Genomic DNA, 12014 nt, shown 5'->3' on the forward strand with positions numbered 1-12014 from the left:
AGAGGTGACAGTCAATGATAGCAAAATTGCATTAATAAATACCCTCAATCTTAAAGCTAAGGCGATGAGAGTAAGGCTTTGGTGACTTATACCAATTAGTATGAGTATATGGGCTGATAAGATTTGACTCGGATAGGAAATTGACGCACAAATAAGCATTGAAAGTGCTACGTTGTCATTGAGTCTAGCTAGGGAGTAAGCGGATGAAAGTGGTGTTAGTACATGGTATTTTTAATACGGGTCATGTGATGCGCTTGCTGCAAAAAAGACTGCAAGCCTCTGGGCATGAGTGCTTTTCGCCAACGATTAGCCCTTTTGATGGCCGCCATGGTATTGAGCATGCCGCCCAAAATTTGAGGCAACAAATTGATGAGTATTTTGGTGTTGACGCCGAGATAGTGTTAGTCGGCTTTAGCATGGGAGGCATTGTTGGGCGTTATTACTTGCAGCATCTAGGCGGTGCTCGGCGAGTGAGTCAGTTCTTTAGCCTATCTACGCCTCACAATGGCAGCTATTTAGCGTACCTACCATACCCTTCTATGGGCGTTAAGCAGCTAAGGCCTAATAGTCGCTTGCTTGCTGAACTTGCCGAGTCTGAAACCCTTTTAGCTGGGGTTAAGCTCTATTCTTACTGGACGCCCATCGATTTTACGATTGTACCCAGCTCTAGTTCTTGTTGGCGAGTTGCTGAAAACAAAAGCTTCATCATTATTTTGCATTTGTCGGTGATTTTTAGTCGGCGTATTGCGAAAGAGATCTGTAATAAAATGACTTGCGATTGAATGAACCAGGCTGTAAACCAAATAGTTATACCGATAATGACTTGCTACACGAACAAGTCATTAACGGAGCAAGTATGCGCCGTTATGCTGAGGCGGCTGGAAAGGTTAAACTTGCCCGACAACCCCGAGGCTTGATATCCACTAAGCTAAATTGCCACTGATAGCGCTGACATAAGCTGTCGACAATTAACAGCCCCAATCCATGTCCATCTATACCGTTATTTTCAGAGGAGTTCAGCCCGCGACCGGTATCGGTTATTTCTATTTGGTGTTTATCGACACAAATTGTTATTTCACCAGCGTCGCTAGCATTGATGGCGTTACTGATAAGGTTACTAAGTAACATCCGCAGTACGGCAGGGCTAGGTTTGATCTGGGGAGATTGTTTAAAATCAAGCAGCAGCGCAATTTGCTTTGACTCGGCTAACAGTGATAAAGACGCGATAACCTGCTCAATTTCTTTGAGTTGCAGTGCTCTAAAATCGTGACTTTCAGTACCTTTATCTTGTTTGACTAAGCTTAATAAGGCATCGACCGTGTGCTGCATATCATGGGCTGAACGTTGGATGCGGTCTCGTTGGCGTGCTTGAAACTCAGGAGAATCATTTTGCTCTTGCAGCTTTGCTGCTCCACAAACCACTGTCAGCGGGGTACGCAGCTCATGGCTAGCGTAGCGGGCAAAGGCTTGCTCTTGTTTTATCATCATCTCATTTTGCTGACGATAGTCGTTTAGGCTATGGGCGAGTTCGCTAAACTCTGTCGCAGATTGTGCTGGGACCGTAAACTTAGGGTGCTTACTGGGAGACTTGAGCTGCTTGCTCAATTGTTCCACGGGTTCAACTAAGCGGCGGCTGAGCTTATGAATGGCAAAGCCAAATAACAAAAAAAGTACGCAGATAAAGCTGAGCACAAATAGGTTTATTGATTGCCACTTGCTATCGCTCAACTCAACATTTTCCGCAGGCATAATTAAGTACAGCGGCTGTACTTTTCCATCTAGTTTAAATTCATTGCGGTATAAGAAGATCTCTTGATGTTGGCTAAGAGAGTCATCTTCAAAAAGCTTGAAGCTGAATATTTCGTGCAATATCCCTGCTGCCTCACGATCGACGACTTCACCTGAAAATCCTCTGGGAAATTGGCTTAAATCGCCATAATGTTCGGGTATAAGCTCATGGGAAAAGTAGGCTTGTACGCGCAGGCCTATCTGCAGTGGTTGTCTTGCACCTTGTTGAAATAAGCTAATGGCAAAGGGGGCGCTGCTTTCAAGTTCGTGTTGATTAACCTCATCTTCAATCCATTGCATTAAACTCAGTATCGATATGTATAGGGTCATCCCAATCAATAGCGCGATGAGGCTAAAATAGAGAAGCAATTTATGCGGTAGACTCGAGGCTGAATGCCTACGATTAAATAAGCGATTTAACACGGCTGTTCTCCTAGCTGTAACCTAAAGCCAATTTTAGGCACGGTGGCAAGCATAGGTTGTTTGAAAGGTTTATCGAGCTGATTACGTAACTGATACATGTGGCTGCGTAAAATATCACTGCTTGGCGGGAATTGCCCCCAAATGGTATCAATTATCTGTTCACGCTTAACAATATTGGGTGCGTTTTTGATTAGCAGTAACAAAATTTGGTAGGTGATAGGAGTGAGAGCTAGTTGCATGTTTTGGCGGTAAGCCAAGTGTTTGGCTATGTTGACCTCAATATCGCCAAACTTTAAGCTGCCTTGAGCCACTTGGCCACGATGTCGCTTTATCAATGCCTTTAAGCGAGCATCGACAACATCTAGATCAAAAGGTTTGCCTAAGTAGTCATCGGCGCCACAATCAAAACCGTTGAGTAAGTCGGTTTTATTATCTAACGCGGTAAGCATTAAAATGGGGGTGCAGCACCCTAGTGAGCGGAGTGCTTTGCAAAGACTTAATCCATCGAGTTTTGGCAGCATCAGATCGAGAATAATGGCATCAAAATCGAAGGCTTGTGCAAGTGACAGTCCAAGTTCACCATTGTCGGCAAAATCGAGTTCCATTCCTTGCGCTTCAAAGTAATCGCCGAGGATCCCTGCAACATCGCTGTTATCTTCAATTATCAGTAATTTTATTGTCATTATCTATAGGGTTGTTACTGCTGTATATGCGGTGATTTTAGCACTTTTTATGTCGAAAAAATGTCAATGACATTTTTTCGACTTGAGGTTAGGCATGCTACGAACACATTCGTAGTAGCTGGATAAACTTATGCCTTACTCTTCATCCCATAAAAACCTGAGTGGTGCTGAGATTTGCTTGTCAGTTGTAGTGCCGTTATTTAATGAATCTCTTATGATTACTCCCTTAATTGAGCGATTAACTAAGGTGTTATCTGAACTTGATGATAGCAGTGAAATCGTATTTGTTGACGATGGCAGTCATGATGATTCTTGGCAACTCGTGAGCCAATTACCTCTGGTTGATAACGAATATCAATGTATTAAATTGAGTCGTAATTTTGGCAAAGAAGCAGCTATGTCAGCAGGTATTGATCATGCAAGAGGGTTAGTGGTGATTATGCTTGATGCTGACTTGCAAGATCCGCCAGAGCTGATCCCTGCTATGTTAGCGCAGTGGCGCGCCGGGTATGAGATAGTCAACATGAAACGTAAAAAGCGCTTGGGAGAGACTTGGTTTAAGCGTTTCTCTGCAGGTTGTTTTTACAAACTGATGAATTGGGTTTCAGATTCACCAGTGCCAGAAAACGTGGGTGATTTCAGGCTAATGAGCCGTCAGGTGGTAGACAGTATTAAGATGCTACCGGAACGTAACCGCTTTATGAAAGGCTTGTTTAGCTGGCCCGGTTTCTCACAAAAGACCTTAGAGTTTGACCGTGATCCACGCTTTGTTGGTGAAACGAAATGGAATTATGGCAAGTTATTTGGTTTAGCGATGGACGGCATTACATCTTTTAGCTTTAAACCACTAAGGCTCGCAACTTGGTGCGGAGTATTTACTGCACTGAGTGCGTTTATTTATGGCGGCTGGATCGTGGCGAACACGCTTGTTTTTGGCGAAAGTGTTGCGGGTTACCCGTCTTTGATGGTGGTGCAATTGGCGCTTGCCGGGGTGCAACTGCTCGCACTTGGTTTAATTGGTGAATATCTTGGCAGGGTGTTTGTTGAAGTAAAGCAAAGACCACTGTATTTAATCGAAGAGGTGGCTTACAGGCAATCCTTAGCGCAGGTGAAAGCGAGAACCCTCCAGGCTCCTTCCTTTAATGGAGCTCAAAAAGATAATGTTAGTTACCTGGAGGCCAAGTAATGCTTCAGGCTTGTGAGGTAGGCAAAACTCGGGATATGTATAAAGGTATTACTGTACTGTTATTGGTGGTGTTAACTCGACTGCTGCTATTGCCTTGGTATCCACTCATGGATACTACCGAAGCACGGTACGGTGAGATGGCCCGTTTAATGGTAGAGACGGGGAACTGGGTGACCCCGTTGTTTGATTATCATGTTCCCTTCTGGGGGAAACCGCCACTGCACACTTGGTTGAGTGCGGGATCGATATTGGCATTCGGGGTTAACGAGTTTGCGGTACGCTTTCCCCATTGGTTGGCAGCGATGTTGACACTGGTTGTCGTGGCAGCCTTTGCGAAACGGCTACGCCTACCAGTTATTTCAATATTGATTATCTTAGCTTCTACTGTGGTATTTACCATCAGTGCGGGGGCCGTGATGACCGATATGGCACTCACCCTTGGGCTGACCCTCGCTATGGGCGGATTTTATCTGTGCTGGCAAGGGGGCAAAGTCTGGGGCTATTTGGCTTTTATTGGGTTAGCTATTGGTTTACTTGCCAAGGGGCCTGTGGCTTTGGTGTTGTTTTCGATAGGAGTTGGCCTGTGGCTGCTATGGCAATATGGGCCAATAAGAATGTGGCGAGAATTGTGGCAGCGTACTCCATTGTTAACAGGCACCTTGTTAATGCTAGCCATCGCGCTACCTTGGTATGTGATTGCAGAGCAGGCAACGCCAGGATTCCTTAACTATTTTCTTGTGGGAGAGCACTGGTCTAGATTTGTTGATAGCGGCTGGAAAGGAGATCTATATGGCTCGGCTCATGATGAAGTGAGAGGAACTATCTGGTTTTACTTCGTTGTAGCTGCCATGCCGTGGTCACTGTTTTTACCTAGAGCGTTCTACAAAATAGCGACAGAGATTAAAGGTAAGCAAACTCAAGAGGGGGCTAGTGAGCCAGCCTGTGGACTTGTGGGCTATTTAGTCTGCTGGATGATCGCTCCTATGCTGCTATTTACTTTAGCAGGCAATATTCTTCCGGCTTATGTGCTACCTGGGATCCCAGCTTTAGCCTTGTTGCTTGGATACGCGTGGCGTAAGAGCAAACTACCGGGATTAAATATTATTGCTCTATGTATTCCCGTATTGCTGGTGGCCACCACTTTTGTACTTCATTTTGGAGCAGGAAAAGACAAGAGTGAGCGCTGGTTATTGGCCCAGCGTAGCGATGCATTAGCAACATATTATTGGCAGAAACAACCGTTTTCAGCACGTTTTTACAGTGCTGGTCAAGCGGCCAAAATCAACAGTATGAAGCAAGTTAGTGAGAGCACTTTTTATCTCGTTTTAAGCAATGAAAAGCTGACTGAACCAGCGTTCTCTCGCTGCGTTAAAGTGGCGAGTAATAAATATCGAGGGCTGCTCAAGTGCCATCGTCGTTAAGCATGAATATGCCGTCAAAGCGCGCTTCATTGGGGCTCGAAAACCAACCGCTACTAAGTTTTCTTATTGTTGGTGGCGGCGTATTTATTTTCGATGCAAGCGTATTTTTTGGGCTAGTGAACATCCTCGCATTGCCCTTGCTCCCAGCAAGAGTCGCTGCGTTTGCTGTTGCGGTAATATTGTCGTGGTTTGTGAATAGATACTGGACATTTAGGGGGCGTCATCAAGCCCCCCATATGCGCCAACTATTTATGTCTATGACGGTGGGGAGTATCGCTGCGATGTTAAACCTATCGGTATTTTACTTATTGACCTTTCTCCTAGGCTGGGGGGCGATAAACACTTTTATTAGTTTTGCCTCTGGCGTGTTGGCTGGACTGATAATTAATTGGTTAGGCGCTAACTATTGGAGCTTTAAAGGCGTTAAAGCTGATTAATTCTGAATTAGCGGCTCCTTATGTTACAAACTGTTAACTAGTGGTTTTACTCTGCTGGGAAAACCGCTAGTTTCAGAGACAGGATAATCATGATGAGATAGGGACAGTATGGAGCGCTTCAATATGAGGTCAGTTTGCAAAGGATTTATTACGGCCTCGGCTTTGTTCGGGGGCTGCTTATCTTTCAATGTTAGTGCTAATTCGACGTTGAGCTTTACCGAATCTACCATTAACGCGCCTTTTGAGTTAACTCACCCGATTATCGCTGCCGACCTGTTATCGCAACCGGGTAAAGAGTTAGTTGCATTTGGCGTTGATGGCTTGAGCCATCGCTGGATGGCTATCTATAAACTCGAACAGGGTCAATATACGCTGGCCTTTAAGCTTGAGTTGCCTCAAATGCTGCACAGTTTTGATATCACGCAGTATCAGGCTGGTGAACTGCAGCAGCTATATTTTCTTTCTCAAGATAAGCTGCAAGTATTGGTTAATAATGATCGTGTCGGACAATTGCAGATTGAAGCTGTGGCTAACATCGATTCTCTGTCATTTAAAGATCGGCCCGATTTTATTAGTCGTGGCGAGTTTATTGAGGATCTCAATGGCGATCAACGCGATGACATCTTGATCCATGATTTTAATCAAGTACACCTTTTCTTGGCCGCAGAACAAGGTTTTGTGCGCCAAACTCTGCCGATTAAACCTCAGTCTCGTTTGTTTGATGATGGCGCGACTTATACTCAGTCTACACTTTATGTCAGTGATATTGATCTCGATGGTTTGGTCGATATCGTCAAAATTGGTGAGGGGGAGCTGGAAGTTTATAAGCAGACTCAAGCTGGCATAGAAACTCAAGCCAATGCTCAAGCTAAAGTCAAAATTCAAAGCAGCGTTCAAAGCAAAGCTCAAGCGAGAATTCAAGCCAAAAATGAAACTCAAGTCGAAGCTCAAAGCCTAGAACGTAGAAATACTTCAGAAGGTGTTCGGGGCTTTGATCCTATTGCTGAGTTTATTTCGGTGAGCCAGCCTATCAGCGGAATTGACTGGTGGAATAAGCGTGATGCTTATGGAGAGCAATTAGATCAAAGTGAGCTGGTGTACCGCAAAGTCGAAGAGCTTAAAGATCTCAATAATGACGGTATCACCGATATGGTGATCCGTTATACCAAGAGCAGCGGCGTGTTCGATAGAGTTAACGATTATGAGATCTATCTGGGGGAAAACAAGCAAGGAAAGTTAGCTTTCCCGAAGGTGGCTAGCAGTGTTGTTAGGGCTGAGGGGACATTAACGGGCTTGGAGTTTATCGATATCGATAATGACGATAAAGATGAAGTGATGGTTGCTGGCTTCGATATTGGAGTGTCGCAAATTATCGGCGCATTACTGTCGGGCAGTATAGACCAAGATGTTCATCTGTTTAAGATGGACGCGAATGGTCGTTTTAGTGATGACTCAAACGTCACTAAAGAGGTAGAGCTTAATTTTAGTTTGAGCTCGGGACAAACCGGTAGCCCAGTGGTGAAGCTGGCCGATCTCAATGGTGATGGTTTAAAAGATCTGTTGCTGTCTGATGATGAGTCGACCTTGAAAGTCTATTTAGGCCAGCGCGGTGATAGCTTGTTTAGCCGTGACGCACAAAAGCATGAGCTTAAACTCCCTGTCGAAGGTGGCATGTTAAAGACAGAAGATCTTAACGGTGATGGTCGAGAGGATCTGTTGATCAAATATGGTCGACAAGACGATAAGAAACTCGCGAATCAATTTAGAGTGTTATTGGCAAGTTAGCTCGTCCGATTGATATTTACCCCATAAATAAGCGGCTTTAGTAAGGCTGCTTTTTTGTTTCTGAAATGCGTTTCCTGACCATTTATCTGTTCAATCTTGCCGTTTTACAGGCATATTTTCGAAAACTCACACAAGTTTACAAAGCTATTCAAAGCCTTGCTGTTCATTTCACAATCTGACAGTTCTTGACGTATTTTGAGTGTCATAAGTAACGCACTTATTGCTAATTAGTTAAGGAAGATAAATGAAATTTACACGGTGGGCAGGCGCTGGTTTGTCATTAGTATTGCTAAGCATGGCAGGCTGTAGCTCTGATGATAATGAATCAAGCAGCAACAGTAGTTATATCCAATATTATAATGCTTCGCCAAATAGCACTGCGACAAGGTTAGTATTGGATGACTATCCATACTCCGACGTTGAATACGCCGATACTATGCCTAGATATGAGTATCTGACGGGGAACGTAGAGTTAGAAATTACAGGGTTTGATGCGACAAATGATGAGCAATCCCTCTATCAGTCGATTGTTGAGTTGGGTAACACTGAAAACCATCTTTTTATGCTAGTTGGAGATTATAGCGAGCCCGAGTTTGTCGATATTAACTATAACCGTAGCGAAATGGATGAACTTAATAATGATGAAAGTGGTGATTACAGTAAGATGCAGGTATTAGTTGCACATGCTGCGATGGGAGAGCCCAGTTTTGATCTGTATTTTGCCAAACAAGGTGAGGAGTTTGGCTCAGCAGTAATGCTTGATTCTCTTAATTACAAAGAGCACACCACTGAGCAGATGTACGATACCGGAGAATATGTACTCTACCTCACTAAAAGCGGGGAAACAGTACCAATTTATACCACCGCGACACTCGAACTGAATGCTAACACTGTGTATAAATTAATTATTCGCAATAGCTTTGGCCCTGGGGTTCCTAAGCTGACGGTCGATAATGTTGATTCTACAGGGACGCCTGAAACGCATGCAAATATTGATGCTAATGCAGAGTTTCGCTTCTTTAACGGGTTAAATGCGACTCATACAATCAATGCGCAGATTGTGAGTAACGAAGAGTCGCAATATCTTTATGATCTGAATCAAAACCAACTCACAGAATTTAAGGACATTGGCTATAACGATTATGGCGTGAGTATTGTCGACAGTACAACGAACGCTGTTCTTGCAAATAATCTATTGGTGACCTTCAATCAAGACGAAAGCAAGTCCATTTTATTGTATGAAGATGAAATGGGCCAAACCAATGGCATGACCATCAGTCACGATCATCGTCCAAGAGCCTATGAGCACCAGATTAGTTTGGCCAATTTGGTCTCTGATTTTGACGAATTGATGATCTATTTTGTACGAGCAAGCGAGACGATTGAGTCTGCCCAATACAAGCTTACAGGACTCGAGTTCACTGAGCTAGGCGTGATTAGCTTACCTTCTGATGACTATGAAATTAGTGTGGTTTTTGAAGATGAAAATGACACATTAACTTTATTGTATCAGTCAGATGTTGTGCAATTTAGTCAAGCGGGGAATTACACCATGGTGCTAAACAAAGATGATGATGAGTCTCTGGGCTATCGACTGACAACCTTTCAATAGTTGCTAATGGATTAATGATGGGGTGCAGAGGCGAAAATCACATTAAGCGTATTTTATTTGAATAGAGTTAGCGCGTTAATTTTTTGATTTCGTTGGGGCGAAAAATAGTGTTTCCCGCCTCTGCTTTAACAGGGTACAGCCTGTTAATTTAACGACGACCGAGTAGCTGCTTTATACGTAAAGCGAGCTGTTTGGTCTGTTGCATAATGGGCAAAGAAGTTGATTTTGAACCTCGCTCATTTTCATGAATAATGTGATAAACGGTTTTTGTCGACAGTCCATAATCTTTAGCAACGTCCGATAACAAACGGCCGTTATTTTTGACTTCGTTGATAACTTTAAGGTTCAGGTTCATAGCATCCATCGGCATTCTCTTTTTAAGTTCTAATGTTAAAACATCAGTGGTTTGGACGTCTTTGAGCGTGGTGACGGAGTTCCCATGGCAAGGTTGTCTAGCTTGACCTTGTCGTTACTCACGAAACAGAGTTTGTTATTATTTTTTTAGTGTCTGTGAATACTCAATAATATATATGCTTAACATATGCCAAAGCCGCAATATATTTAAAATCATTACATTTCATAAGGTTAAATTTGCCGAGCTTACTGTTATGCATGGAACCTGCGAAATCTTGCTCAAAAATGGTGCGCGTGCGCACTATATTGGTGCGTAGATATGTCGGGGGGCAGCAGAGCTGCGCTACGGCAGAGGCTATTGGCTACGCTATTAATTCAGTGTTAATTGCTCGATTTTGAATCACTTAACAAGCGAGTCCATTGTCTAATTTGCTGTGGTTTATATACTGCTTTGCAAATACAACTTATAAGTGGCCGCTTTTGTGACTCACACAAGTGGTTGGGAGTGGTTCAAATGAGCGTAAAGCGTAGTTCTTATCTTGCTGGTGGCCTTATCGCCGCCATGATGGTGTCTGGTTGTCAAACAACTAATCCTTATTCCAACGAATCTCAAAATGCTAAAGCGACCAACGGCGCCCTGATTGGTGCTATTGCTGGTGCGGCGATTGGCGTTGCGTCTTCAAGTAAAAACGATCGCGGTAAAGGTGCATTGATCGGTGCTGCGTCGGGCGCTGCATTAGGTGGCGGTATTGGTTACTACATGGATGTGCAGGAAGCTGAGCTTCGTAAGCAGCTGCAATCATCTGGTGTCAGTGTGACACGTAGCGGTGATAACATTATCCTTAATATGCCAAATGACGTGACGTTTGGTGTCGATCAAACGGACTTAAGTCAGCGTGCTCAGCAAGTGCTAAATAGCGTTGTGTTGGTCGCGCTTGAATATGATGAAACCAAGTTAAATGTAATGGGCCATACTGATAGTTCTGGCGCCGAGTCATATAACTTAAGGTTATCGCAAGTGCGTGCGAGTGAGGTGGCGAACTACTTAACTCATCAAAAGGTACCAGCGCAGCGAGTTGCTTCGCATGGTATGGGTGAGTCAAAGCCAATTGCTTCGAATCAAACGAAACAAGGTCGCGCTGAAAATCGTCGTGTAGAGATTATTTTAAGCCCGATGCCAAACGCATAACGTGCAATCGTTAATGCGTTGAATTAATGCCACTCTTGAGTGGCTTTTTTATGTCCTAACCTGCTGTCGTGTCGGTGTTATTTATTCCTATCAATATATGAAATTGAGCTAAAGTCGGTCTCTAAGACTGCTATGATTTATGGCGGCAGTAATATGAGGGGGGGATGAGACTTTTTGTCTTGTCTGCCTAATGATACCGTGATTGAACTCTCGGGTTTGGCAACTAAAGTTAGTTTGCTAAAAGGCAAGTATTGTTATTTGGTTATAGATGATTTGTCATTGCTTAAAATGAGTGCCTTTATTTAAAAACGAATATTGATAATGGAAAAAATGATGAAAAAATGGATGCTAGTTTCACTTCTAAGCTTACCTTTTGCTGTTAATGCTAACCCCATTGAGTTGAGAGCGGCAGGCAGTTTAAAAAATGCTATGAATGATATTGTTAGTGCCTATCAGGCAGCGAGTGAGCAAACCGTTCATGCTGATTTTGGACCGTCAGGATTATTACTTAAGCGTATAGAGTCAGGTGAAAACACAGACGTGTTTGCCTCTGCCAATATGAAGCACCCACAAGCATTACAAGCTGGGGGGAAGGGCAGTAGCGTAGTGATGTTTGCGCGCAATCAGATGTGTGCCATTGCTCAGCCGAGTGTCAAAATCAACAGCGAGGGGGTGCTAGCTGCGATGCTTGATCCTAACGTGCGATTAGGTACCTCAACGCCCAAAGCCGATCCTTCAGGTGACTACGCCTGGAAAATATTTGCAAAGGCTGACCACTTACAGGCTGGAGCGACGGCTAAGCTAGAAGCCAAAGCATTGCAGCTCACCGGTGGTGAAAACAGTGCAAAAGCGCCTAAAGGCCGTAATACCTATGCTTGGGTGATGGAAAATAAACGCGCCGATCTGTTTTTGACTTATTGCACCAATGCGGTGCTGGCTCAGAAAGAGGTCAAAGATCTGCAAGTTGTTCAGCTGCCTGAGCCTTTAAGTGTTGGAGCTAATTATGGTTTGATTGTACTCGATGATGCCCAACAAGATGCCTGGAAACTGGCGATGTATATTCTCTCTGAACCCGGGCAAATGATCCTCGCTGACTACGGTTTTGATGCCCCATTAAAGCAATAGGATTTGTAATC

11 protein-coding genes are annotated in these 12014 nt (G+C 43.9%); 8 read left to right on the top strand and 3 right to left on the bottom strand.

Translation table 11 applies throughout. The features are described from left to right. Window positions 1-203: 203 nt before the first annotated feature. Entirely contained in the window at window positions 204-782 is a 579-nt protein-coding gene (locus ACVBJC_RS04755; RefSeq protein ID WP_447159655.1) for an esterase/lipase family protein, read from the top strand. Between the two features lie 82 nt (window positions 783-864). Here ACVBJC_RS04755 and ACVBJC_RS04760 read toward each other — a convergent pair whose 3' ends face one another. Both ACVBJC_RS04760 and ACVBJC_RS04765 read right to left on the bottom strand, forming a co-directional pair. Further along, complete coding sequence (locus tag ACVBJC_RS04760) at window positions 865-2211, bottom strand: sensor histidine kinase (RefSeq protein WP_447159654.1); 1347 nt, start codon at window positions 2209-2211, stop codon at window positions 865-867. Beyond that, the gene (locus ACVBJC_RS04765; RefSeq protein WP_447159653.1) at window positions 2205-2894 is read right to left on the bottom strand and encodes a response regulator transcription factor; all 690 of its coding nucleotides are present in this window, start codon (window positions 2892-2894) and stop codon (window positions 2205-2207) included. Before ACVBJC_RS04765 ends, ACVBJC_RS04760 begins: the two co-directional genes overlap by 7 nt. A gap of 130 nt (window positions 2895-3024) precedes the next feature. Here ACVBJC_RS04765 and ACVBJC_RS04770 point away from each other — a divergent pair, with 130 nt between their 5' ends. The 5 genes from ACVBJC_RS04770 to ACVBJC_RS04790 all read left to right on the top strand — a co-directional run bounded on the left by ACVBJC_RS04770 (window position 3025) and on the right by ACVBJC_RS04790 (window position 9335). Then, the gene (locus ACVBJC_RS04770; RefSeq protein WP_447159652.1) at window positions 3025-4080 is read left to right on the top strand and encodes a glycosyltransferase family 2 protein; all 1056 of its coding nucleotides are present in this window, start codon (window positions 3025-3027) and stop codon (window positions 4078-4080) included. Between the two features lie 35 nt (window positions 4081-4115). Then, window positions 4116-5501: an ArnT family glycosyltransferase gene (locus ACVBJC_RS04775; protein ID WP_447159651.1), complete on the top strand. Its 1386-nt coding sequence runs from the start codon at window positions 4116-4118 to the stop codon at window positions 5499-5501. A gap of 8 nt (window positions 5502-5509) precedes the next feature. Further along, window positions 5510-5938: a GtrA family protein gene (locus ACVBJC_RS04780; RefSeq protein ID WP_447159650.1), complete on the top strand. Its 429-nt coding sequence runs from the start codon at window positions 5510-5512 to the stop codon at window positions 5936-5938. 123 nt (window positions 5939-6061) lie between these two features. Further along, a complete protein-coding gene (locus tag ACVBJC_RS04785; RefSeq protein WP_447159649.1) occupies window positions 6062-7723 on the top strand; it encodes an FG-GAP repeat domain-containing protein in 1662 nt (553 codons plus the stop codon). Between the two features lie 244 nt (window positions 7724-7967). Further along, a complete protein-coding gene (locus ACVBJC_RS04790) occupies window positions 7968-9335 on the top strand; it encodes a hypothetical protein (protein ID WP_447159648.1) in 1368 nt (455 codons plus the stop codon). A 148-nt stretch (window positions 9336-9483) separates the two neighbouring features. Here the strand turns inward: ACVBJC_RS04790 and ACVBJC_RS04795 are convergent, their stop codons facing one another. Further along, window positions 9484-9699 carry a transposase gene (locus tag ACVBJC_RS04795; RefSeq protein WP_447159647.1) on the bottom strand — a complete coding sequence of 72 codons (216 nt, stop codon included), beginning with the start codon at window positions 9697-9699 and terminating at the stop codon, window positions 9484-9486. 504 nt (window positions 9700-10203) lie between these two features. Here ACVBJC_RS04795 and ACVBJC_RS04800 point away from each other — a divergent pair. Beyond that, the gene (locus ACVBJC_RS04800; protein WP_447159646.1) at window positions 10204-10878 is read left to right on the top strand and encodes an OmpA family protein; all 675 of its coding nucleotides are present in this window, start codon (window positions 10204-10206) and stop codon (window positions 10876-10878) included. Window positions 10879-11211: 333 nt separating this feature from the next. Beyond that, on the top strand, window positions 11212-12003 hold the full coding sequence (locus tag ACVBJC_RS04805; protein WP_447159645.1) for a molybdate ABC transporter substrate-binding protein: 792 nt from the start codon (window positions 11212-11214) through the stop codon (window positions 12001-12003). The last annotated feature ends 11 nt before the right edge of the window (window positions 12004-12014 follow it).

It is taken from the genome of Shewanella sp. 0m-6 (genome assembly GCF_052977325.1).

Bases quoted from the DNA above. Each gene is read 5' to 3' on its own strand.
- ACVBJC_RS04755 (WP_447159655.1), top strand. From the start codon at position 204: ATGAAAGTGGTGTTAGTACATGGTATTTTTAATACGGGTCATGTGATG.
- ACVBJC_RS04800 (WP_447159646.1), top strand. From the start codon at position 10,204: ATGAGCGTAAAGCGTAGTTCTTATCTTGCTGGTGGCCTTATCGCCGCC.
- ACVBJC_RS04795 (WP_447159647.1), bottom strand. From the start codon at position 9,699: ATGGATGCTATGAACCTGAACCTTAAAGTTATCAACGAAGTCAAAAAT.
- ACVBJC_RS04775 (WP_447159651.1), top strand. From the start codon at position 4,116: ATGTATAAAGGTATTACTGTACTGTTATTGGTGGTGTTAACTCGACTG.
- ACVBJC_RS04785 (WP_447159649.1), top strand. From the start codon at position 6,062: ATGAGGTCAGTTTGCAAAGGATTTATTACGGCCTCGGCTTTGTTCGGG.
- ACVBJC_RS04805 (WP_447159645.1), top strand. From the start codon at position 11,212: ATGAAAAAATGGATGCTAGTTTCACTTCTAAGCTTACCTTTTGCTGTT.
- ACVBJC_RS04765 (WP_447159653.1), bottom strand. From the start codon at position 2,894: ATGACAATAAAATTACTGATAATTGAAGATAACAGCGATGTTGCAGGG.
- ACVBJC_RS04780 (WP_447159650.1), top strand. From the start codon at position 5,510: ATGCCGTCAAAGCGCGCTTCATTGGGGCTCGAAAACCAACCGCTACTA.
- ACVBJC_RS04790 (WP_447159648.1), top strand. From the start codon at position 7,968: ATGAAATTTACACGGTGGGCAGGCGCTGGTTTGTCATTAGTATTGCTA.
- ACVBJC_RS04770 (WP_447159652.1), top strand. From the start codon at position 3,025: ATGCCTTACTCTTCATCCCATAAAAACCTGAGTGGTGCTGAGATTTGC.